The sequence below is a fragment of the Coleofasciculus sp. LEGE 07092 genome, from assembly GCF_015207375.1.
Taxonomy (GTDB): Bacteria; Cyanobacteriota; Cyanobacteriia; order Cyanobacteriales; family Coleofasciculaceae; genus LEGE-07092.
Genome location: NZ_JADEWY010000056.1, coordinates 15,408 through 39,641, shown reverse-complemented (window position 1 = coordinate 39,641; position 24,234 = coordinate 15,408). Strand labels below are relative to the sequence as shown.

18 protein-coding genes are annotated in these 24,234 nt (G+C 46.2%); 11 read left to right on the top strand and 7 right to left on the bottom strand.

Going from position 1 to position 24,234, the window contains the following annotated elements; genetic code table 11:
- Window positions 1–214 precede the first annotated feature (214 nt).
- A complete protein-coding gene (locus IQ257_RS15110; RefSeq protein WP_193881023.1) occupies window positions 215–2,071 on the top strand; it encodes an ArnT family glycosyltransferase in 1,857 nt (618 codons plus the stop codon).
- A 47-nt stretch (window positions 2,072–2,118) separates the two neighbouring features.
- Here IQ257_RS15110 and IQ257_RS15105 read toward each other — a convergent pair whose 3' ends face one another.
- Window positions 2,119–3,207 (bottom strand): Fe(3+) ABC transporter substrate-binding protein, encoded by a 1,089-nt coding sequence (locus IQ257_RS15105; RefSeq protein WP_193881026.1) that lies wholly within the window; start codon window positions 3,205–3,207, stop codon window positions 2,119–2,121.
- Window positions 3,208–3,485: 278 nt separating this feature from the next.
- On the opposite strand from IQ257_RS15105, the gene dprA reads away from it, so the two are divergent.
- Window positions 3,486–4,610, top strand: a complete 1,125-nt coding sequence (dprA, locus tag IQ257_RS15100) for a DNA-processing protein DprA (RefSeq protein ID WP_193881044.1) — start codon at window positions 3,486–3,488, stop codon at window positions 4,608–4,610.
- A 207-nt stretch (window positions 4,611–4,817) separates the two neighbouring features.
- Here dprA and IQ257_RS15095 read toward each other — a convergent pair whose 3' ends face one another.
- Window positions 4,818–6,698, bottom strand: a complete 1,881-nt coding sequence (locus IQ257_RS15095; protein ID WP_228060728.1) for a tetratricopeptide repeat protein — start codon at window positions 6,696–6,698, stop codon at window positions 4,818–4,820.
- A gap of 402 nt (window positions 6,699–7,100) precedes the next feature.
- Here IQ257_RS15095 and IQ257_RS15090 point away from each other — a divergent pair, with 402 nt between their 5' ends.
- The 5 genes from IQ257_RS15090 to IQ257_RS15070 all read left to right on the top strand — a co-directional run bounded on the left by IQ257_RS15090 (window position 7,101) and on the right by IQ257_RS15070 (window position 12,104).
- Window positions 7,101–7,904, top strand: coding sequence for a DUF6816 family protein (locus IQ257_RS15090; protein ID WP_193881047.1), 804 nt, complete (start codon window positions 7,101–7,103; stop codon window positions 7,902–7,904).
- Window positions 7,905–7,958: 54 nt separating this feature from the next.
- The gene (gene arsS, locus IQ257_RS15085) at window positions 7,959–8,972 is read left to right on the top strand and encodes an arsenosugar biosynthesis radical SAM (seleno)protein ArsS (protein WP_322744346.1); all 1,014 of its coding nucleotides are present in this window, start codon (window positions 7,959–7,961) and stop codon (window positions 8,970–8,972) included.
- Between the two features lie 6 nt (window positions 8,973–8,978).
- Window positions 8,979–9,740 carry a GDSL-type esterase/lipase family protein gene (locus IQ257_RS15080; protein ID WP_193881050.1) on the top strand — a complete coding sequence of 254 codons (762 nt, stop codon included), beginning with the start codon at window positions 8,979–8,981 and terminating at the stop codon, window positions 9,738–9,740.
- 61 nt (window positions 9,741–9,801) lie between these two features.
- Window positions 9,802–11,292, top strand: coding sequence for a glycolate oxidase subunit GlcD (gene glcD, locus IQ257_RS15075; RefSeq protein ID WP_193933095.1), 1,491 nt, complete (start codon window positions 9,802–9,804; stop codon window positions 11,290–11,292).
- A 14-nt stretch (window positions 11,293–11,306) separates the two neighbouring features.
- Complete coding sequence (locus IQ257_RS15070) at window positions 11,307–12,104, top strand: hypothetical protein (protein ID WP_193882755.1); 798 nt, start codon at window positions 11,307–11,309, stop codon at window positions 12,102–12,104.
- A 135-nt stretch (window positions 12,105–12,239) separates the two neighbouring features.
- Here IQ257_RS15070 and IQ257_RS15065 read toward each other — a convergent pair whose 3' ends face one another.
- Window positions 12,240–13,466: a DUF1501 domain-containing protein gene (locus tag IQ257_RS15065; protein ID WP_193933093.1), complete on the bottom strand. Its 1,227-nt coding sequence runs from the start codon at window positions 13,464–13,466 to the stop codon at window positions 12,240–12,242.
- A gap of 42 nt (window positions 13,467–13,508) precedes the next feature.
- Entirely contained in the window at window positions 13,509–14,981 is a 1,473-nt protein-coding gene (locus IQ257_RS15060) for a DUF1800 domain-containing protein (protein ID WP_193876146.1), read from the bottom strand.
- Window positions 14,982–15,202: 221 nt separating this feature from the next.
- Between IQ257_RS15060 and crtD the strand changes: the two genes are divergently transcribed.
- Both crtD and IQ257_RS15050 read left to right on the top strand, forming a co-directional pair.
- Window positions 15,203–16,723: a C-3',4' desaturase CrtD gene (gene crtD, locus IQ257_RS15055; RefSeq protein ID WP_193876148.1), complete on the top strand. Its 1,521-nt coding sequence runs from the start codon at window positions 15,203–15,205 to the stop codon at window positions 16,721–16,723.
- Window positions 16,724–16,893: 170 nt separating this feature from the next.
- Window positions 16,894–17,850 (top strand): Hpt domain-containing protein, encoded by a 957-nt coding sequence (locus IQ257_RS15050; protein ID WP_193876150.1) that lies wholly within the window; start codon window positions 16,894–16,896, stop codon window positions 17,848–17,850.
- Window positions 17,851–17,910: 60 nt separating this feature from the next.
- Here IQ257_RS15050 and IQ257_RS15045 read toward each other — a convergent pair whose 3' ends face one another.
- The 3 genes from IQ257_RS15045 to IQ257_RS15035 all read right to left on the bottom strand — a co-directional run bounded on the left by IQ257_RS15045 (window position 17,911) and on the right by IQ257_RS15035 (window position 21,572).
- Complete coding sequence (locus tag IQ257_RS15045; protein ID WP_193876152.1) at window positions 17,911–18,432, bottom strand: DUF937 domain-containing protein; 522 nt, start codon at window positions 18,430–18,432, stop codon at window positions 17,911–17,913.
- Window positions 18,433–18,463: 31 nt separating this feature from the next.
- A complete protein-coding gene (locus tag IQ257_RS15040) occupies window positions 18,464–20,218 on the bottom strand; it encodes an LIC_10190 family membrane protein (RefSeq protein ID WP_193876154.1) in 1,755 nt (584 codons plus the stop codon).
- 220 nt (window positions 20,219–20,438) lie between these two features.
- Window positions 20,439–21,572 carry a glycosyltransferase gene (locus IQ257_RS15035; RefSeq protein ID WP_193876156.1) on the bottom strand — a complete coding sequence of 378 codons (1,134 nt, stop codon included), beginning with the start codon at window positions 21,570–21,572 and terminating at the stop codon, window positions 20,439–20,441.
- A gap of 489 nt (window positions 21,573–22,061) precedes the next feature.
- Here IQ257_RS15035 and galE point away from each other — a divergent pair, with 489 nt between their 5' ends.
- Both galE and IQ257_RS15025 read left to right on the top strand, forming a co-directional pair.
- Window positions 22,062–23,084, top strand: coding sequence for a UDP-glucose 4-epimerase GalE (galE, locus tag IQ257_RS15030; RefSeq protein ID WP_193876158.1), 1,023 nt, complete (start codon window positions 22,062–22,064; stop codon window positions 23,082–23,084).
- A gap of 40 nt (window positions 23,085–23,124) precedes the next feature.
- The gene (locus tag IQ257_RS15025; protein ID WP_193876160.1) at window positions 23,125–24,234 is read left to right on the top strand and encodes a glycosyltransferase family 2 protein; all 1,110 of its coding nucleotides are present in this window, start codon (window positions 23,125–23,127) and stop codon (window positions 24,232–24,234) included.

The following is a 24,234-nucleotide window of genomic DNA, read 5'->3' as shown; positions in this document are numbered from 1 at the left end:
GAGCAGAGGAGCTGGGGAGCTGGGGAGCTAGGAAGAAGAGTAACACCTCAAAAATCTCCTTGTCTCCTTGTCAGGGTGGAACACATTCGGCTAGTTAACCTGTCTGGATAGGGTAAGGATTGGATAACTGGGTAGTACAAAGCGATCGCATTTCTGATTAGATTAAGCTTTGGAATGGGACTGTCGAGGTTGCCCCTTTACCCAATACTGGCAGATGAACGTTAGGGTGGCGAGTACATTGACAAATTGGTGGACATCTTGGGAAAAGCGTCCGAGTCGAATCTGGATGCTTTCGATTGTATGGCTGCTGGCAATTAGCTGGGTGGCTTTCTTGTGGCATTTGGGCAGTACAGGTTTGGTTGATGAAACTGAACCGTTGTTTGCTGAAGCTGCTCGCCAGATGACGGTGACAGGAGACTGGATCACACCCTACTTTAACGGTGATACCCGTTTTGATAAACCGCCATTAATTTACTGGTTGATGGCGATTGGTTACAACCTGATTGGTGTCAATGAATGGGCGGTACGACTGCCCTCTGCCATTTCTGCGATCGCTCTAACTGGTTTAGCCTTCTATACGCTGCGATATTTCGGTGTATCCCGTCCTAGTAGTCTGACTCTCTCAGTCAATGCCGGATTAGAAGACAATGCCAAACGTCCAACTCTAGAGCGCCAGCGATGGTTGTCTGCCTGGATCGGTGCTGCTCTGATTGCCCTCAATCCCCAAACGATTATCTGGGCTAGGATTGGCGTTTCTGATATGCTGCTCTCCGGCTGTATGGGAACGGCATTACTGGCATTTTTCCTGGGGTATGCCCAAGGGGAAAGGAATCAGAAAAATTTATCTGCTTGGTATTTAGCGTTTTACATCCTGATTGGCTTGGCTGTCCTTGCCAAAGGACCGATTGGTATTGTCTTACCCGGATTGATCATTGGTTCATTTGGGCTGTATTTGGGCAACCTGTGGCAGATTTTGCGGGAAATGTGGTTTTTTCTTGGTTCAATCCTTGTCCTAGCTCTGGCTCTACCCTGGTATGTTTTAGTCACCTTAGCCAATGGCAGCGAGTTTATCGACTCGTTTTTCGGATACCATAATATTGCTCGCTTTACAACTGTTGTTAAAGACTACGACCATTCTCAACCTTGGTATTTCTATATTCTAGTTGTACTGGTTGGCTTTGTTCCCTGGTCGTGTTACTTGCCTGTTGCGATCGCACGGCTGCGCTTTTGGCAGCGAAACCGATGGCGTTCCTCTCCTCGTTCTGCTCAGTTAGGGTTATTTGCCCTGTTTTGGTTTGCTGGCATCTTCGGCTTTTTTACAATTGCCATGACCAAACTGCCCAGTTATGTCCTCCCCCTAATACCTGCTGCGGCAATCTTGGTTGCATTGCTAGGAAGTGACTTGTGTACCTCTATAAGTAAGGGGCAAAAGCGTCAGCCACTATTCCTAGTCTGTGGGGTGATTAATGTCTTGTTGTCACTTGTGCTTGCAGGTGCAATTTTCTATAGTCCTGATATTATCGGTTACGATCCAGCCGCGCCTAATTTAACCGAACGTCTGCAAGCGTCAGGTTTACCCCTGCGAGGAGGTGCAATCTGGGGAGCAACGGCTGTTGCTGCTGCCATCGCTTTACTAAAACAGCGTTGGTGGCGATGGCTGGGAGTGGTTAATTTAATAGGGTTTGTAGCGTTCTTGATGGTTGTCGTGACTCCGGCATCCTTCCTGATGGATGAAGCGCGTCAACTCCCCCTGCGGCAACTTTCTGCGATCGCTGCTCAAGTTGAACGCCCCGGAGAAGAGTTATTGATGATTGGCTTTAAAAAACCTAGTGTTGTTTTTTACAGTCAAAGACCCGTCAATTACTTTGATGAAGACCACAAAGGAATAGCTTACGTTGAGAAAAAAGCTACAACTCAACCTAATCCGCCCTCCGTTCTCATCTTGCTTGACTCTAAAAAGCTCAATAAATTTAAGGAAGAGTGGCTAAAACCCAATGAATATAAAACCCTCAGCCGTGCTGGTGCCTATGAACTGATTCGGGTTGCCAAACAAATTGTTGCTAAAAAATAGAGACGTTGTATGCAACGTCTCTACCTAAGAAACCTATATCAATGTGTCTACTTCCAACCTGCCCGATCCATCAGTTTGACGGCATCAGGATTATTTTTTCCGTAGGAAAGCACATTCACGTCGGATTCCTTAAACTCTCCAAAGCTAGCCACCTCCGAGTTGGGTTTGATGTTAGCTACAACGGGGTACTCGTTGGCTTGATTGGCAAATATTTCTTGGGCTTCTGGGGTCACTAAATATTCCAAAAACTTAACAGCATTTTCCTTATTCGGAGCATTAGCAACGACACCACCACCGCTAATATTAACGTGAGTGCCTTCTTCGTTTTGATTGGGGAATAAAACGGCAATGTTTGATGCCACCTCTTGATCTTCAGCCTCTTCTGACTGCTTGACGCGGGCAACATAGTAATGATTAACAATGGCTACATCACATTGACCGGCTGCCACAGCTTTGATCTGAGCGGTGTCATTGCCTTCTGGCGGACGAGCAAAGTTAGCAACTAAACCTTTGACCCAGTTTTCAGTTTCTTCAGCGCCCTTGCTTTCAATTTTTGAGGCTACGAGGGACTGGTTATAGATATTTTCAGAACTGCGAATGCAGACACGACCTTTCCACTCCGGTTCAGTCAGTGCCTCGTAGCTCGTTAGTTCTTCTGGCTTCACATTTTCGGGGTTATAAACAATTACCCGTGCCCGTTTGGATAAACCAAACCAGTTTCCTTGAGGGTCGCGCAAATTAGCAGGAATTGCTGCTTCTAGTTTTTCAGAAGAAATCGGTTGTAGTAAACCTTCTTCTTGCGCCCGCCAGAGACGCCCAGCATCAACGGTAATCAGGACATCAGCAGGACTATTCGCCCCTTCACTCTTAATCTTTTCGATCAATTCATCGGCATCACTTTCAATGAGATTAACCTTGATGCCAGTTTCTTCGGTAAAGTTGGTATACAGGGCGTCATCGGTGTCGTAGTGACGGGCAGAATAGAGATTGATTTCCCCGGCATTGGCGGCGCTGCCAGTAGCGTTATCTGCCCCCGCCTCTCCAGTTGGTGCTTGTGTCTGGTTCGTGCATCCCACAACTAGAGAGACTGCCAATCCAGAACAGAAAGCAATTATACTGCGTCTCTTAATTTTCATGCGCTACAAGTGGTTGTTCTAATGAGGTTCTAAACATTCCAAATTACTGTCTAGACAGCAATTTACGACAGACTGACACCCACCCCCCTAGTTTCCAAACTTTTAAAGTAAACTAGAGTTCTTTGCCCAACCTTTGATAGGGATGGGGGCGCAAGGGGTTTTGGCAACCCTCAAATGGATCAGTCCTGTTGCCATGAGATATTGTACCGTTAATGCAATTAATTCTTAATTGCTTACGGGAATTTTTGAGATAAAGTTTTAAGAACCAGGAGAATTCGTTGGCAGAAGAACGCGCTTATTGGCTGGCATGGTCGCAAATTGTCGGTATAGGACCGATACTGCTCAGACGACTCCAGCAGCACTTTGGGACTCTAGCAGAGGCTTGGACAGCTCCAGTTAGAGATATAGGAGCAGTGGAGGGGTTTGGGGTGCGGTTGGTTGAGACAGTGGCAAAAGGGCGCGTGCAACTGAACCCGGAGCAATTTCTAGAGCAACACAGCCTCAAAAATCCGTGCTTCTGGACGCCTGCCGATACCGACTATCCCCGCTTGTTGCTAGAGATTCCTAGTCCACCGCCAGTATTGTACTATCGCGGACAGGTTCACCGTCAAGAAAATCAAGGGATTAAGCCCGTAGTGGGAATTGTGGGCACCCGTGAACCGTCCGAGTATGCCAAGCGTTGGACTCGAAAAATTAGTGCAGCACTGGCGAAGCATGGTTTTACGGTAGTTTCTGGGATGGCAGCCGGAATCGATACCGAAGCTCATCAGGGTTGTTTGGAGGCAGGTGGTAGAACTTTGGCAGTTCTGGGTACTGGTGTTGATATGATTTACCCGCCGCGCAATAAGCGGCTTTACGAACAAATTCAGCAGCAGGGATTAGTGTTGAGTGAATATCCTGCCGGAACTCAGCCAAACCGCCCCCATTTTCCCCAGCGCAATCGGATTATTGCGGGGTTGAGCCGTGCTGTTTTGGTGATGGAAGCGCCGACTAAATCGGGGGCGTTGATTACAGCGTATCAAGCGAATGAGTTTTGCCGGGATGTTTATGCGTTACCAGGTTCGTTGGATAATCACAAGTCGTTGGGGTGTTTGGGATTATTAAACCGGGGAGCGCATGTGATTTTGAGTGAGGGGCATTTGTTAGAGATGTTGGGGACGATACCCTTATTAGATGCGGGGGAGCAGTTGTCGTTGTTCGAGCCAGAGCCGCCTAAGCCAATACCTGATTTAGCACCGGAGTTAGTGCAGGTGTTCCAGTCGTTAACGACGGAACCGACATCCTTTGATACCATTGTCCAGGAAGCGGGTTTGGCGGCGGGGGAGGTTTCTGGGGCGCTGGTGCTGTTGGAATTGCAGGGGTTGGTGTCTCAGTTACCGGGGATGCAGTATCGCAGGTGTTGAGTTAGAGTACCCTTCACCCCCCACGCCCTAATCCCTCCGAATCCAAGGACGGCGCAAGTTGCATCTATGGCTGTAGTAGCGGAAGCTTTGGATGAGAATGCGATCGCATTCTTCGCCGCACTTCATTTCGAGTGAATTAACCCACATTAGCAACTCTTCAAGGGAGAAGGTGGGTGTTGCCCACCCTACTTAAAAGATAGAGTTGATTTAGGAAGGAGGGATATCCCGTGAAAATATCCGCTGGAACCAGGACGAACCTGTTTGTAGCTTAGTGCGGAGAACTGAGAGATTTTTGCGGAAGATGGCGCTATTGGGATGATCAACACCTAGAACCCGCTCGCTGACTTCTAAAGCCTGCACTAAAAGGGGTTCGGCTTCAGCGTAGCGTCGTTGAGCTTTGTAGAGTCCGGCTAAGTTGTTGAGACTGGTGGCAACATCGGGATGGTTGTTGTTTAAGATGCGTTTTCGCAGTTCTAGTGCTTGCATATACAGGGGTTCGGCTTCTCTGTAGCGTCTTTGAACGTAGTAGAGTAATCCTAAATTGTTGAGGCTGGTGGCAATATCGGGATGATTGTTGCTCAAGATTCGTCTTCTCAGTTCCAATGTTTGCAGGTACAGAGGTTCAGCTTCGCTGTAGCATCCTTGAGCGTAATAGACAGATGCTAAATTATTGAGACTGGTTGCCACATCAATATGGTGAGCTCCTAACAGCCGTTTTCTCAGGTCTAATGCTTGCTGGTAAAGGGATTGGGCTTCCCTATAGCGTTCTTGGCAGTAATACAGTCCGGCGAGATTGTTGAGGCTGGTGCTGACATCAAGATGATCTTCTCCCAAGGCAGCTTTTGCGATCGCTAAACACTGCACAAACCAAGGTTCTGCTAACCCATATAATCCCTGACTTTTATAAAATCTGCCGACTTTATCAAAAAGCCAAAGCAAATCGGCTAACTCTTGGTTTTTATAAAATTTGCCTAAATTATCAAACGAGTATAGTAACTCTTCATCCCTTGCTGCTGTTTGCAACATCTGGGCAATTTCTTGCAGGTGCGGAATCACCTCTTTTAAAGACTCGATATCCTGGGGTGTGGGTGAATCAGAAATACCCTGAACAACTTTGATTACGGCAGCAGCAAACGCCCGTCTGAGATCGTCGGCTTGGATGTGTTCCTGCTGCCACCTCTGTTTTTCCTTGGAGAGGGAGTCTTCAGAGCTGGGTTGCAAGGATGGGGCGCTGGGAATTTGGGGATTCGGATCGAGTTTGGCAGGTACGGCGTCTACAAACTGTAGCGGCTCCTCTACAATACAGCAGTTGCCTGAAAACTCTTTGTAGGGATACATTGATAGGGTGGGGTGCCATTCAGCCGATTGTACTGTTTCTGTCTCTAATGAATTCTCGCTGTCGGGGAGTTCTGGTAAAGGAATTGGGTTAGGTGGCTGAACACTTTCCTGTGACAATGCCCCGCTTCTATAACCAGAGAAGCGAGAGAGGAGAGTGGCGGGTGACTCTAATGCATTGAGCTTGTGCTGAAAAAAGTCTCGAATTATGGGCTGAATTTTGTAGCAATTCTCTCGATCGATAACCGACTCCATCAAGTGCCACATCTTGAGTTGGTTTTTGGCTCGCTCGATGTCAGCTTGCTGCCAATTGAGAGACTCACTCACGGCAATCTCTACCCATTCCCAGGGAAAGGCTGTTGGTGCAAACAAGCCTAACAATTGAGCGACTTGCTGCGCCATTAAGTCCAGTTCCTGCCAGACTAATTCTAATGCAGCTTCGACCCTCCACTTGAGTGTAGTTTCTGATTGAGTCGTTTCTCTATCGTGCCGTTGGCGTGCGTCCAACCGCCTTAAGACTGTACTGAGAGAAACTTCGGGCTTTTTGGCTAAGTAGTGTCCTACGAGTTGCAAACCCAACGGCATATAGCCCAGCCATTCACATAGTAAGGGTACGGTAGACCGTTCCTGCAAGTCTTGCTTAATGCGTTGTGTACCCACAAGGGTTGTTAAGAGTTTGCCAGCTTCCTGGGGTGACAGTACTTCCAAGGATTTCTCCACTTCGCGACGTGTGTCCGGCTGCTGGGATTTCATAAATTTGTAAGGATTACAACAGAATCTCCACATCAGTTAAAAACTGCGATCGCTTTCTTGATTGAAAATTAGAAATTAATTTGTCACAAGAAATCGAGCCTTCGCTGTACTTTTTAGGGTGGAGTTGAGGAGAGCTTTTTCTAGATTTTTCGGAATAGCAAGCCAACTCTAGGAGCAAAAGAAGCTATTCCTTTAGCAACAGGAACACTGTATTTGCAAACTTGTAAGACAAGTGTAAAACAAGTAATACACAATTCATATATTAGGATAATTGGCTCAAATTTAGCAACCAGTCCTAGGGAGATTGATTGCATCTTTCTAAGGGTTGAGGGTGTAACTGCGTAAGTGCTGTTTATGTCCGACGGCTTCGCTTATGCTGAATGCAGAATTTAGAATTTATAAATGGTGAGACGGATTTTGGGATTGTGTCTGATTTTAATCGGGCTGCTGCTGGGGGGTGAGGCGCAGGCAGGAGTGTTAGCTGAGCGTTTAGCGCAGTTTCCTGATTGGGAGAGTAAACCTGCCGTTACTGTAGCGGAAGGGGATTTGGTTTACCCAGCTTGGATGGAGGGAACTTGGAGTGTTACTAGTACCCTAACTGAACAAATCGCTCCCTTAGCGCCAGAGGTGGTAACGCCGGGGTTTGAAAGCAATCGCCGCTATCTCAATCAGCCTGTACGGTTTCAGGTGCGGTTTCAGAAGGTTAACCCGTCGCTATCGGCAATTCGCGATCGCTTTTTGTCTGTACCGACTCAAAATCTGAAACGGGGGCGTGAGAGTTCAGTAGTCGTAGCTGATCGGGAATTCAATGGGTTGAACATTGCTAAGGCTTATCTGGGCGATCGGGCTGTGCGTTCGGTTAAGGTTGATCCAGATTCTCCCAATCGTCAAATTACCGCTTTGCGATCGGAGCGTCAACTTATTTCGGTAGTTACGGCTCGAGGGGCTGAGATACCAAAGAGCGATCGCTTTATTGCTACTGAGATTACCCATCAATTTTTTCGGGGAACACCTCAGCCGTATTTTAACGAAGTGGAAACTACAACATCCTATCAATTTCTGCCCTCACCCCGTTCAATTGAAGCATGGCAGGTAACAGCGGTTTATCTTTCACCTCAAGACCCCAATTATTTTAAGGCGTTGGAGCGACCGGTGGCACTTTATCGCTATCGATTGGAGTTGGAGCCGATTAAATATACTGACTAGCAGAACTGATAAACAATTTCAACTTTATCGGGTGTAGTAGAGAACAAAAAAGTCATGGTTCAACAACAAATTCAAGAGGGAATGGCGAGTAAAACTCTCACCCCATTTAGAAAAAAACTGAAGACACCCTTAATAAAAAACAAAATTACGGTTCTTCAAATCAATCTAGGGAAACGCTGCAATCTAGCCTGTACACACTGCCATGTCGAAGCGAGTCCCAAACGCACTGAAGAACTGACTCCAGAAATTTGCAACCAGCTTATCGAACTGATTCATCGTTATCCTCAAATTCAAACCGTTGACTTGACGGGTGGCGCACCGGAAATGAACTATGGATTTAAGCCATTAGTTGAGGCGTCACGATTAACCGATAAAGAAGTTATCGTTCGTTCCAACTTAACCCTTTATTTTGAGTCTGGGTTTGAAGATTTGCCAGACTACTTCGCCAAGCACCAAGTCAGAGTGGTGGCATCCCTACCCTGCTACTTAGAAGACAATGTAGATAAAATGCGTGGCAAGGGCGTTTACAATGATTCTATTCGCGCTATTCAATGGCTGAATCAATTAGGTTATGGGAGAAATTTAGATTTAATTCTGGATTTGGTATACAATCCGCCCTTACCCTTTAGCGAAAAATTTTCTCTGGCTCCCGATCAGGCTAAATTGGAACAGGATTATAAAATGTTCCTCAAAGAACAGTTTGATATTGACTTCAACCAATTATTCACGATTACTAACTTACCCATTGGCAGAACAAAGTTTCATTTGCAACGCACCAAGGTTTATGCTCCTTATCTGGGGTTCTTAGAGCGTAACTTTAACTCGGATACCGTTGAGTATTTGATGTGTCGAAATGAACTGTCGATTGATTATCGGGGTAATGTTTACGACTGCGATTTTAATCAAATGGAAGAGGTGCCAGCCAAGTCTCGTACTGGAGAACCTCTGACAGTTGGTAAGCTGTTGGATGTTGGCAGTTTAGACGTAATCGATGAGATTCGCACCGCCTCTTACTGTTACGGTTGTACGGCGGGTTGTGGCTCTAGTTGTGGTGGGGCTTTGATTTGAGGTTTTATGGACGCAACCCTTAACATTGCTTTAGTGATTTCAATCCTCATGAACCTCCTCACCTTAGGACTGGGGATTCTTATTATTATCCGTAGGGGTTTCGCTTTCTCCCTAATTCGGAGGCTATTGGGTGTAGTGAGACGAAAATCAAAACTCTTTCCCCTAGAAGAAATTCCTTACTATCGCGATAAAACTAGTCACTTTAGCCGCTTACTTCACAGAGAGTCAGAGGTTGTATTTTTAGGAGATAGCCTGACGGATTACGGTGAATGGTCGGAGTTATTCAGAGATATTCCCCTAAAAAATCGTGGAATTTCTGGGGATAGAACGGATGGCGTGTTAAATCGACTGGATGAGATTGTGGAGTCCAATCCTAAAAGCATTTTTCTCCTGATTGGAATTAACGATATCATCCAAGGGAGAAGGAATGATGAGGTGCTAAAGACTTACTGTGAAATCTTAGAAACCCTAAAAAGTCAGCTTTCGGGTACAACTGTTTTTATTCAAAGCGTTTTGCCGACGAATACAACCCTGTCTGTGCAGAAACTTGGAGTAAAAATCAATAACAATCAAGTTGTGGAATTGAACAACCGCCTCAAAGAGTTAGCCAAAACCTTTTCATTTCCTTATATCGACCTGTTTTCTGCATTTTCTGATAACCAAAATGAACTCAATGCTCAATACACAACCGATGGTGTGCATTTGAACGGGCAAGGGTATTGGCTTTGGAAGGAGTGTATCGAAAAATATGTAGTAAACTCAAAATGAGATATCGTCTGTAAAAAAGCGTCGTTGATTGCGATCGCTCCCCTATCAAACCCAGCGACCCATGATTCTCCAAACCCTACGCCCAGACCAGCAACAACGGAACTGGAAACGGATCATCAAGCAATTTGAAGCCGTCGTTGGCAAAAATGGCGTTGTCCGCCGCAAAGAGGAATTGCTGACCTACGAATGCGATGGTTTGGCGAGTTACCGGCAGCGTCCGGCGTTAGTTGTGCTGCCCCGAACGACGGAACAAGTGGCAGAGGTGGTGAAAATTTGCGATCGCAATACGATCCCTTGGGTAGCGCGGGGGGCTGGAACAGGTCTATCGGGGGGGGCATTACCCGTCGAAGATGGGATTTTAATTGTCACCGCTTTAATGAAGCGCATCCTCAATATTGACCTGGAAAACCAGCGAATTGTCGTGCAACCGGGGATTATCAATAATTGGGTAACGCAAGCCGTTAGTGGTGCAGGGTTTTACTACGCCCCCGACCCTTCCAGTCAAATTATTTGTTCTATTGGCGGTAATGTTGCCGAAAACTCCGGCGGTGTTCACTGTCTCAAATATGGGGTGACAACAAATCATGTTTTAGGGTTAAAATTAGTTCTCCCCGATGGTGCGATCGTGGATGTAGGGGGACAGGTTGCAGAAATGCCGGGATACGACCTGACTGGGTTATTTGTTGGTTCGGAAGGGACCCTGGGTATCGCCACCGAAATTACCCTGCGCATCCTCAAAACACCAGAATCTATTTGCGTTGTCCTAGCCGACTTTCCCAGCATTGAAGGGGCGGGTGGTGCGGTTGCCGATATTATTGGGGCGGGGATTATTCCCGGTGGAATGGAAATAATGGATAACCTCAGCATCAATGCGGTAGAAGATGTTGCGGCAACGGGGTGTTATCCCAGAGATGCAGGTGCCATCTTGTTAGTAGAACTGGATGGTTTAGAGGTGGAAGTAAAAACCAATAAGCAGCGCGTTGCCGACCTTTGCAAGAAAAATGGGGCGCGAAATATCACCACAGCAAGTGACCCAGAAACGCGGTTGAAGTTGTGGAAAGGTCGCAAAGCCGCATTTGCTGCCGCTGGGAATATGAGTCCCGATTATTTTGTTCAAGATGGGGTCATTCCCCGCACGCAACTGGTAAGGGTTCTCCAAGAAATTGAAGCGTTGAGTGAGAAATACGGCTATCAGATTGCCAATGTATTTCACGCAGGCGATGGTAACTTGCATCCTCTGATTCTTTATGATAATTCTGTGCCTGGGGCGTTAGAGAAGGTAGAAGAATTGGGGGGAGAAATCCTGAAACTTTGCGTGCAAGCTGGGGGGAGTATTTCCGGGGAACACGGGATTGGTTCGGATAAAAAATGCTTTATGCCGGATATGTTCAGTGAGGCAGATTTGGAGACGATGAAATGGGTCAATCAAGTCTTCAATCCCAAAGGGTTGGCAAATCCGGGTAAGGTATTTCCGACACCCCGCACCTGTGGAGAAGCGGCAAATGCTAAACAGCAAATTGCCCAACAGCTTAAGGATGTCGAACTCTTCTAGTTGCCTGTTTTAAAATGAATAACAAAATTTTTATTCCCCTGGCTATAACCACTGTTCTCTTCGGTGGCTATTTTGGACTTGAAAATGTTCAAGCTAGTCAACCGATTCAAATCGCTCAGTCTGTCTGGAAGCCATTTTCTTACACAGAAGGTGGCTTTCGGATACTCCTGCCCGGTACGCCTGACGAACAAAGACGAACAATTGATACTCCTCGGGGTGGCATACCGATGCGCATCTTTTCGGTTTTGCGCGGGAATGAAGCACTCTATGGAGTAGCTTATGCAGATTTACCAGCGAATGGTGTTCCTAATTCCCGAAACGTTAATGAGTTTCTCAGGGGAGAAGCTGCGAGTTTTGCTGAAGGTTTTGGTGGCAGATTACTTAGCCAGCGAACGATTAGTTTGGGGGGTTTTCCAGGACGGGAATTTCGGGTTCAGCTTAGTGATGGCAGGATTGGAATCGGTAAATCTTATATTGTCAACGAACGATTTTATCAAGTCTTTGTCTTAACGGGTCAGGAAAGAAATTTAACTAAAACGATTGAAGGGTTTTTTAAGTCGTTTCAACTGGTGGGGAATGGGAACAGTCCCAGAAATGCTCCGCCGGAAGACTTGAATGCCCAGCTAAAACAGGCTTTTTGCAGTCAAAACTGGTCGCAAGCCATCAAAGTTATTGACCGAATGCTGGTGGTTGAATCGGATGCCGAGTCTCGGAGTCAGTTAATGGCGTATCGACAGCGATTGCAAGGACTTGCTAGTTCTGAATCGGACGTTCCTTCTGAGTTGCTAGCCGATTGTAGGGTTGGGGAATAGGGAGTAGGTTAGGTTAGCGCTAGGGTAACCCAACAAAACCTCAGGACTTACGAAAACAGCGTTGCGAAAGCCCCCCCAACCCCCCAACCTTGGGGGGAGTAAATCCAGTACCCCCGTACTCCAGAAACCCTGCAATCATCTCACTAACGAGAGGTGATTAACTGTATACTCAGGAAACACTGAGTTAATTTGAGACGCACTCAGTTCCATATGTTCCTCTAGTAACGACGCGATCGCATCTCGGAAATCCGTTGTAACTGCTAAGTCACGCTTATTATACAACTGCGATTCCTCTAATCCCAGCCAGTCCCCATACACTTCACCCCCCCGAATTCCACCCCCCAAAAGCAACATCACATTACCATGCCCGTGGTCAGTGCCACCATTGCCATTTTCCTTCACCGTGCGACCAAACTCAGATAAAACTGCGATCGCTGTATCTGAATAAACCGACCCTAACTCCTCAACTAACGTTACCAAACCTTCTCCTAAGGACTTTAACTTTCTAGCAAACCCCCCCTTACTACCCCCTTGGTTAACATGGGTATCCCAACCCCCAACATCCATAAATGCCAATTGCGTTTTTGCATCCCCCACCAATAGCCGTGCTAATTTTTGGGTTTGTTTGCCCAACTTACTCGGGTCGGGTGCCCCCTTAGACGCCGCCTTCATTTCCGACTCCAACGCCGCTAACAAGATTTCCCGTGCTTCTCGACCATCCTGATAGGCAAGGCTGATAGGATCATTACCACTATAAAGACGGTCAAAAGCCCTATTAATCTCCGGACGGTCTACCGACAAAGAACGGTCAGAATTTCTGCCCATCGGTAGGTTCGCCACCGGCATAGAACCCATCATGATGCGAGGGGTTATTGAAGCCATATTCACCGCTTGAGTCGGCATTCCCTTCGGGAGGGTAGCTAACAATCGATTCATCCACCCATCCGGGGTATTTTTAACACCCGGAGTCCCGCTTTCCATATAATCTTGGGCATCAAAATGAGAACGAGTCGAATCCGGCGAACCGCAAGCATGGATAAACGCCAAACTCCCCTGCTTCCACAAAGGCATCAAGTCAGCTAAAGCTGGATGCAAGCCAAAACGACCATCTAAATCTAAAAGTCCATCTTTTTTACCCGGCTTCGGAATAGCGATTTTCGGTCGGGCATCATAATACGCCGCCTCTTGATAAGGAACAACCACATTCAGTCCATCAATTCCCCCCCGCAAGAAGATCACAATCAGTCGCTTCCGGTTATTGCTTTGACCCAATCCTCTGTCCGCCCAACCCTGCATCCCTATCGGCACAAGCCCCGCAGCCGCCAAGAGGCTGGCATATTTTAAAACGTTGCGTCTGTTCATGTTGAATTAGGAATTATGAATTATGAATAAAACTCGACCTCCTCACCGACGCATCATCTCCGGACTACCCAGAATTAACGCCGCACGTAACTTTTCTGAACTATTTTCTATCACCTCTTGAGTTTGAGCCGATAACCTATTACCTAAAGTACTAATCAGTTGGTCAACATTTTTAGGTTTCTCATCGCTCAGATACCCATTCGCCAGTGCTGTAGCGAAATTGAGACGGCGCAGCATCGCATCCGGACTCAGCCAAATCCCTTGAGTCATTTTATAGCCGTTGGGAGTACGGCAACCGTAGAGGGGCATTTGCATCTGTTCTAAAAAGCGGGAGGTGCGGGTGAGGCGGAAATCTTCTACGCCAGTAGCTCGCACAGCGGAGATGGCGTACTGATAGGGAGTCTTGAATTTACTACTGTAATAGTCAGGGTTTAAGAATTCTCGGCTTTGAAATAACGTCTCTAAAACAGCACGAATATCCCCGTCACTCTGCCGGAAACGTTTCGCCAAACGGTCTACTAACCCTGAGGGGGGTTCGTCGGCAACAAAGTATTGAGCTAATTTGTAGCTGATATGACGGGCGGTTGCCGGATGACTAGCTAAGATATCGAGGGCTTGTTCGCCTTCTTGAATACCACTGCCATTAATACGTTGACCTAAAAAGATTTTATCGGTGTAATCGTGGCGATCGCTATCAAAATAAAATCCACTCTCACTCCCACGACTGCCATCACGGTCTAAGCCCCAACCGGTAAGGATACGAGCGAGGGTAATCACATCCTTCTGGGTATAGCCCCCATCCACTCCTAAGGTGTGGAGTTCCATCAGTTCACGGGCATAATTTTCATTTAAACCCCGAAATCTACCCTTAGCACCCCGACTACCGGGTGCAGTATTCTGCCAGTTATCCAAGTAAAGTAACATAGCCGGATGATGGGCAGTAGCTGCCAACAAATCCCGGAAGCGACCGAGAACGTGAGGTCGGATGGCTTGCTCTTCGTAAGCGCCAATCCAAAAACGATTTTCCTTGTCCTGGGCGAATACATTAAAGTGATTGAACCAAAAGTCTACCATCACTTCTTGGAGTTGCCGAGGACTTGCGATCGCTCTGAGCAGACGAGCGTCTGTGGCTTGCTTGAGCGGTTGTTTGGCTTTCTTTTTGGCGTTTTTAAGTTCTTCTTCAGATAACTGTTCTCGCCGTTTTCCTTGAGGCGGTTCGTAGTCTCTGAGCAGTTCAACAGGACTCAGTTGCAAGGTTTCAAACTGCTCAATCTGTCCCTTGAGTTTTGGTCTTTGAGGGATAGACTCTGGAGAAAGTTGGGATTGAATATAAGCTTTGATACCCGACGATTGCACCCCCTCGATATCCCCAGGACTCAAACCGTAACTGAGGCGATTGAGAACATGCAGCACCTGAGGAGCAGCCGATGTACTGGCGGTAGAGGTGGGAGTTGGTAAGCTAAACCACACGATGAACCCGAGGAGAAGGCATACCAGCCGCTGTCTTAGTTTCATGGTTCTCCGTCTGCTGCCTTACATATAGAACTGAAGCGATACTACAGGCGCGTATATTTTCCCACCATAAATATTAATTACAGAAAACATCGCATTTGTCAACAGTCAACCACTAACTAATTGTAGTGACTTTGGTATCGTGTCCCTGCCAAATGTTGTGTCTGTGCCTAAGATTGAATTCTATTTTATGATAATAATATTAAGAAATATAAAGTTATTTCATGCCAAACGTTCCTACTGGCAACAGCAAAACCCGCCGTGTTGTCGTCATTGGTGCGGGAATCGGCGGTTTAACGGCTGGCGCACTCCTCGCCCGTCGGGGTTATGACGTAGTAGTTTTTGACCAAGCCTTCGTACCTGGAGGATGTGCCTCCACCTTCAAACGACGCGGCTTTACCTTCGATGTGGGAGCCACCCAAGTTGCAGGATTAGAACCGGGTGGCATTCACAAGCGAATTTTTGACGAATTAGAAATAGACCTACCCGCCGCTACACCCTGCGACCCAGCTTGTGCGGTATTTCTACCGGGTGAAAGTGAACCCATTAACGTTTGGCGTGACCCAGAAAAATGGGCAATCGAACGGCAGCGACAGTTTCCTGGTAGCGAACCCTTTTGGCAGCTAATGGCAACGTTATTCAAGGCTAGCTGGAAATTTCAATCCCGCGACCCAGTTTTACCCCCCCGCAATCTCTGGGACTTGTGGCAGCTATCCTCAGCCGTGCGTCCCGATACCTTAATCACCCTGCCCTTTACCTTCATGACTGTAGGGGATGCATTACGGATATACGGACTCTATCACAACCAGCGTCTACGGACATTTCTAGATTTACAACTGAAGCTTTACTCCCAGGTGAATGCTGATGAAACAGCACTGCTGTATGCAGCGACAGCGCTGGGCGTTTCCCAGGAACCCCAAGGACTGTTTCACCTGCAAGGAAGTATGCAAGTTTTGAGCGATCGCCTGGTGGCGGCGTTAGAAAAGTGGGGTGGTAAACTGCTGATGCGCCATACCGTTGAACAGATTCAAGTTTCAGGTGGCAAAGCAACTGGGGTAACGGTGAGAAATCAGAAAACCGGGGACGTGTGGAACGAACCCGCTGATGAAATCGTTGCCAACGTCACCGTGCAAAACGTAGTGAAATTATTAGGAGAAGAAGCACCTAGAGGTTACAAGCATCGGATCGATAAATTGCCGCCAGCTTCTGGTGCTTTCGTTATCTATCTCGGCGTTGATCAAAGTGCGATTCCCCCCGGTTGTCCCCCCCACCTCCAGTTTCTATACGACTACAATGGACAGATTGGGGAAAATAACTCTCTCTTTGTTTCCGTCAGCAAACTGGGAGATGGTCGTGCCCCAGAGAGAAAAGCTACGATTATTGCTTCGTCGTTTACCGATACTAAACGGTGGTGGCAGGGTTCAAAGGACGATTATGACCAACTAAAACAACAGTTTACAGAAGAGGCGATCGCTCGTTTGAACCAATACTTTTACTTAAAACCCGAAACCATCCTCCACCAAGAGACGGCAACTCCCCGCACCTTTGCCCGCTACACCGGACGGGACTTGGGAATTGTGGGGGGTATTGGTCAACGGATACCAAATTTTGGACCCTTTGGCTTTGCCACGCGCACACCAATTCAGCAGTTGTGGTTGGTGGGCGATTCCACTCATCCGGGTGAAGGAACTGCTGGTGTCAGCTACTCTGCCCTTACCGCTGTCCGCCAAATTGAGGTATCCTGACTGAAGCAGAAAAAGCAGAATTGTTCAGGCTCTTTCGGCTACTCTAAGAAAAGAGTTTGACCGATAAATTGGGCAAAACCTGCGATCGCTTGTACTCGGTGCCAACATTTCCAGATGTAGCCCTTGCAGGTCTCTTTTACACAAAATCGTTTTGATTAGGGAAAACGGCTGTGGATTCGGGGAATCAGCAAAGAATTTTAGGCTATTTCATTGAAGAGGCGAAAGAACACCTTGACACCCTCGAAAAAGGACTCTTAAATTTACGAGAGGTTGCTAAAGACCCAGAAACCGTCAATGAAATGTTCCGCGCTGCCCACTCTGTCAAGGGTGGTGCGGCTATGCTAGGTTTTAGCAGCTTACAAAAAACAGCCCACCGCTTAGAGGATGGTTTGAAGATACTCAAAGAGCATCCTATCGAAGTTGACCGCAATCTGGAGAATCTGTTTTTACAGGGATACGACACCCTCAAAGCCTTACTCGATCAACTCCAAGGACCCTTTGGTTTGCGGGAAGAAGAAGCGGAGCAAGCCTTACAAGCAGCAGAACCGCATTTTGTAAAACTACAGGCTCACCTTGAAAGCTTAATCAGTGATGGCAGCCCACCAGCAACAGCGGCACCCTCACCCGAACCGAGCAAAGCTGCTGGCAAAGTCTCCCCTAAGTTTGCGTCTCAAGTAATGGGCATCCTGAAACAGATGTTGCAGCTCTTCAAACAAAAAGATACGCCAGCCAGCCGCCAAAAACTTCAGGAAAACTGCCAGCATTTAGCCAAGCTCGGTCAGGGAGTACAATCGTGGCAAGGGTTAGTCCGAGTCGCATCTAAAGCTATAGCGAATTCGCAAAATTCTTATCCAACTCTTGCTCCAATCCTCATCAAAGACCTCAAAAACGCCAGCGATTTATTACAGGGGGGTAAAGGGAGTACCCTAACAGTGAGTCCCACCTTGCAGAAACTCGCCAGCACCCCACCTGCTACTTCACCCCCAGCGAGTAAAGCGACTCCCAAACAGATAACAATTACCGTAGAACCCAAAGCCGCCGCTCAAGCAATTGTCAAAGCCTTTGACAAAAAGCAACTAACTCAACTCGCCAAGTTACTCGTGCAAGCGGCTCGCGCTTCATCCTGAAAGAGGTGGGGAACGGGAAAGTTTCATTTATTCCCCCCGCGCCCCATCCCCTCCACGCTATCAAGGATTCAAATAGCGAGAGGCAAGCTTCATCGCATCAGAGATATCAACATCACCATCTTGATCAGAATCTAAGAAACTGCTAAGAACAGAATTGGAACCTTGGGGGTTCTGAGCGTCTGCACCCGTTTGTAGGAAATTCAACACCAACGGCACCAATATTGGCAGCATAGATTGAATCATACCAGCATTGAGTCCCGTCCGTTGTGCGGCTTCCTGTACGAGTTGCTGGATCTGAGGCATACTAAAAAGCGACTCAACCGCTTGAGTACTGGGCTGAGTGCCGCTGTACTGATTGACAAAGGATTGAGTTTGTTGCTCACCGTCGGCTTGTCGCTTTTGTTGCAAGGCAGGGCGGGCATATTTACCGACAACGGATAAAACTGATTGAATTGTTGAGGCGTCAGTATTGGCATTATTGCTCAACTGTTGCACCGTACTGACAATGCTGGCTAGCTGGCTAGGGTTGGCTTGCTGATTAGGATTATCGATGGCGTTGAGGATTTGGTTGAATAGGCTCATCGTTTTTAACTCGGTTATTGGTCAAAACTTATTATCTGGCATGAATGAAGCCACCTCCTATTCCTTGTGACGGATCACGCAGTTTGATAGTTTGCTCGATAGGTCCTAATGCACAAGGTAACTCGGTTCCCCAGCAAAGTGCTTTTTCTTCAGGATAGACGTACTGAATATCGTTTAACTGTGCAGTAATAACTTGAACCTTCGGCATCGCAGGTGGTAGAACAAAACGAGATTGAGTGATACCTTGAACCAGTGCAACTGTAGCCAAGCTTGCCATGAAGAAAGGAACTACCCCCTTGAATTTAGATAATTTTTTTCGTTGAAATAAAAAATTAAAATCATGGCTCTTTTGAGATAAAATTATACTAACCATTTTTTGCATATAACTAGCAACTAATAAAGCAGGGATCAGTAAAAAATATCCTAAACCAAATCGAATAATCGGTGATACTATCATTATAAAGGCAATTCCTGTGACGCCGATTGCTATTACCCATATATGACCCCAAATCTCCCGAATTTTCGCTGTTTTTAAAATCCAAATAGCAAACATAACTGAAACAATAAGCAGTACAACCATTAATTGGTTGAGTAGATTATTCTTAAACCATTGGGTCAATACCCAGAGCAAATAATTTTCACCAGATGGCGGAGAACCAAACCATTTCCACCATCCGGCAATGCCAACATTTCTTGCCATTTGTTCTTTGTCTATGACAGACCAGGGGAGATCAAGGCACATAAATGATGAGGGAAAGAGGGGACATCCAGAGGTAATAATTCCAAATATTAACATTGGGAATAGCAGCAAAAAAAGTATGATAATTCCAGAAAAGATTCGCTGAATGCTAAGGTTTTTTCCAGACAGATAAAAAAGACCGACTACAGGCAGGAGAGGAAAAGCCGTCGGTTTCATAGTCACAGCTCCTGCTGCGAGAATTAGCGGAATGATTCTAGCATCTAAAGTAAAATTATTATCGGCATCCCAAAGGAGTTTATTAGTGTCTGAAATAATTAGAATTGTCCAGGCTACAACTAATGTCAGCAGAAGTATAGGTATATCAGGGGACGGCGAAACTAAGATGATCGACATGAGGCTTTTTTTATTAACAATCGGCAGGCTTCTAATCATCAACATGGGCAGAATAATGAATGATGAGATTATCACTAACCAGTCTGCAAGTTTTGCCTTTTTTGTAAAAATATGACCAATACTCAGTAGAAAATGTAGAATAGTGATGAGTAGAGCAAAACCATTGGTGATAGCACTGACGCGATCGCCGAATATTTCCGAATGGAAAGGTGCAGCCAGGGCGAACCATGACGAAGTCCAACCAAATCTATTCTGAATTAAAGCAACACCAGGAACGGCTCCATATTCAGATAACCAGTGAATTGCGCCAAAGTGATACAAACCTGTATCAATCCAGGTAACTTGTTGGCTTGTCAAGGAAGCAACAACAACCTCTAGGGTAAAAAACCCTCCAATTAAATTCAAAGAAAGATTGGACGAAAAATCTGTCACCTCCGTCCGTGTCTGTCGCGACAACAGGGATAAGGAAACCAGAATGACAGAAACGCCTAAACCAACTAAGCTAGATAACGGCAAAACCAATGAAGTAGTCAGGAGAGAGACACAAAGAACTACTACTCCTAGCCATACCGCAATAATAAAGCGATCGCCGCGTTGCTCAAAGCAATCCGCTTTAAAGGTATTCAGAAGGTTTGTTCCTATTACATAACAAAGGACCGTGAGAAAAGCCCAAGCAATAATAAAGTAAAGCATTAGAGTTCAAAATACAGGCGTGACATTCTCTCCCACCAATCATAGATTATGGTGCGAGACTTATCGCCTCCCCCAAATCCTCGATAAGTAGAGTGGGCAGTGTATTCCCTGTCTAATAGCACCTAAAACTCTGATGCAGTCGTCTAAAGACGAATGCAAGCTATGAGACAGTGGTTTTAACCACTGACAGATTGTTGTGATTAGTACAAGAACTCAGTTATTATAGGCATTGGCTTGCTACCAGTAAAGCGAAAGCTGATGGGGCGACGGCTTCAGCAAGCATTGATGCCAAAATACTGCCGTAGTTAGCTGTTAAGTCACTAAAGCTAGACTTTTCAAATGCTCTGATAGACCATTGGCGATTTTTCAATGAATGGCGCACTATACCAATTGCAAAAGCTAATCCACTATACCCATAGTAGAGCCAATGCCAAAAGATGGTGGAAATGGCAAACTTCAAACCACGCTTTTCATAAAAGAATTGATAGACGGGAGCGTTGATAACCACAAGAGCCAGACTCAAGCCAAAGACGGCAATCACAGCACTAGACCACCACCAAGTGGCGGCTAAAGCAGCCAGTAAGGTATAGACTAATACAACGCTAATTCGGTTGGAGAGTTTGAGATTTAAATCGTTGGCGACCTGGCGATTGGATAGGATCAGATCAGTCCAAGGCAGTGCTCGGTAAAAAAAGTCAGCTTTCAGCATAGAAAGCGCTTCCCAGCGTTTAAGATGCTTCACTTGGAGGGTCTTATCCAGCTTAATCGTGTAACCGGCTTGCTTTAGCCGACAACCTAACTCAATGTCTTCAATCCGATTGCGCCAAGTCTCGTAGAAGCAACCTACTTCTAAGAAGATGTCACGACGAATTGCGCCACAGGCTCCCCAGAATGTAAATGCTTCTTCAGAGGAGGTTTGGTGAGTGTAATGGTGCAACAAATTTCTGTACTGAGACAAGAAATTGCTGGCTCCAGGCGTATCGTCGTAGGAACCAATCAGCGCGGCTAAATCGGGTTCTTGGTTGAAGGTTGCCGCTACCTTAGCGATCGTGTCAGGATAAATCTCGACATCGGCATCGACAAAAAAAATAATCTCACCTTGGGCTACTATTGCTCCTAGATTTCGGGCTTTGGCAGGACCTTCAGATTCAGGGACTCGAATGACTCTGGCACCGAATTCCTGAGCAACACGCCAGGAACTATCAGTGTCGCCGTCTGCTACCACAATCACTTCGTGGGGATAAGGCACCGCTTGACGCAGACTCGAAAGACATCGCCGAAAGTTCTCGCCCCCGTTATACACGGGAATGATCACTGAAACAGTTAGTTCGGGAGTAGGAGTAGAAGGAATCATATAGAGATTGATATTATGAGTCAAGCTATATCAAATCAACGCCGGAACATTTTTTAGCCGAATTCCGTCAATTTCGTCAAGTAGTCATGAATCATCATACTTGAAATATTTCTAAATAAATTGTCCGATGAGGAGATTCACTAACATCTTTATCGAACGTTAATATTTGTGCAGATAATATGAAGAGTTAGTAAATCTGCCGATATTATACCCCCAAAGCAAAACAATTAGTGTTATATCTTGAGTTACACAGCAGTATCTTCGGTGGGACTCATCTTGGCTTCGCGTGGCGACTCCCTGGGATACTCAGCACGTGTTAGCGTTAGCTATTAAGCACCATCTTTATAGATATAGATAGGAGGAAATTTAGATCTCTCTATTTGAGAAGCCCCCGCTAAGTCTTGCGATTATAACGGGGCAATGGTCAACCATAGCACAAAACTTGTTGCATAAATCTAATAATCAATACAATTTAAGGATTCAGTCACTGTGCCTCTTATCAAGCCAAGCATTCTGGTAACTGGAGGAGCGGGTTTTATCGGGGCTCATACGGTACGAGCATTACAGAAAACCAACTACCCAGTCATCATCCTCGACAACCTAGTACGTGGACATCAGGACTTTGTTGACAAGGTATTGCAAGCCAAGCTCATTGTAGGAGACATCAGCGATCGCGCCTTACTTGATGAGCTGTTTGCCGCGCATCCGATTACGGCAGTCATCCATTTTGCTGCCTATGCCTATGTGGGGGAATCTGTACAAAATCCCCTGAACTATTACCTAAACAACGTGGCGGGGACGTTGACATTACTGGAAGCGATGATGGCAGCATCGGTCAAAAAAATTGTCTTTTCCTCGACTTGTGCTACCTACGGCATCCCTCAGTCAATTCCCGTTACTGAAGAACAGCCCCAAAATCCCATCAATCCCTACGGCAGCAGCAAGTTAATGGTGGAAAAGATTTTGGCGGATTTTGATAGGGCTTACGGGTTGAAGTCAGTAATTTTTCGCTATTTTAACGCGGCTGGGGCAGACCCTGCTGGAGAATTGGGCGAAGACCACGACCCGGAACCGCATCTGATTCCATCGGTGTTGTTTGCGGCAATGGGCAAGCGAGACTCTATTTCAATTTTGGGGACGGATTATCCAACCCCTGATGGAACCTGCGTTCGCGACTACATCCACGTTGCCGATTTAGCTCAAGCTCATGTTTTGGGGTTAGAATACCTGCTCGAAGGGGATAGGAGTGAAATTTTTAACCTGGGTAATGGTAATGGTTTCTCTGTTCGACAAGTGATTGAGACAGTGAAAGAGGTAACGGGGCAACCCATCAACGTTGTAGAATGCGATCGCCGTATTGGTGATCCGCCTACCCTGGTTAGCAGTGGGGAAAAAGCTAGGAGAGTTTTGGGCTGGAAACCGCAATATCCAGACTTGAAAGATATGATAGACCACGCTTGGAACTGGCATCAGAAACGCCACGGTCAGTCAGAGGAACTAACAAGTAGTTAAATTACTGCGGTTGTATAAATGGAACAGCAATCTAGCAAGGATGAATAGCGAACAGCCAGTTTCTCAATCTCCCTTAATTTCGGTCATTATCCCCGCTTATAATGCCGAAGCGTTTATTGAACGAACTTTAAAATCTGTCCTGTCTCAAACTTATAAGAATCTGGAGGTTTTAGTTGTCGATGATGGCTCTCAAGATCGGACGGCTGAGATTGTTCAATCTATTGGTGGACAAGATAAGCGGGTCATTTTGTTGCAACAGCTCAATTCAGGAGTGGCAGCAGCCCGGAATTTAGGAATTGAAAAATCCCAGGGAGAATTCATTGCGCCGATTGATGCTGATGATATTTGGTATCCACAAAATATTGAAAAGCAAGTGCAGTGTTTTCTAGATTCAGACCCATCGGTTGGGTTAGTCTATTCTTGGTCAGTGGATATTGATGAAGATGACGCACCAATGGGAGAGTTCCGTGCTTCTAGTATTGAGGGAGATGTTTATAAAACACTAATTTGTCACAATTTTTTAGGAAATTCCAGTGCTTCTATAATTCGCCGTGCTTGCCTCGAAAAAATTGGCGGCTATAGTTGCCAACTGAAAGAACAAGATGCTCAAGGGTGTGAAGACTGGGAGCTTTATTTGCGAATTGCCGAATACTATCAATTTCGAGTGGTGTCGGAGTTTTTGATTGGTTATCGCAAGATTCAAAGCAGTATGTCTCGCGATTATAGCAAAATGGCGAAGTCTCACAACTTGATTTTGCAGGTGGTTCGGCAAAATCATCCAGAGATTCCTGGAGCGCTTTATCGGTTGTCTAAGAGTAGTTTTTATATGTACTTAGCACGACAAAGTAGTCAGTGTGGAACCCCTGGAATTACCCTCTTTTGGTTAAAGGCAGCTTTGCAAGCTGATTGGATTACACCCCTTTGGCGCTACGGCTTGTATACGCTGTCAATTAAGAGTTTTTGGGAGCTAATGGGGTCATCAGTTTTATCTCCGTTGGGTTTCAATCATTTTTCTGTAATGAGATTGAATGCAGGGTCGTCTTCTAATCGTCGATTCAGTACAATCACGGATTTTAATCAACGACAATTAAGCCTACGTTTTAAGCTCTTAGTTGGAAATCTATTGCACTGTTCACTGCTGATGATATAA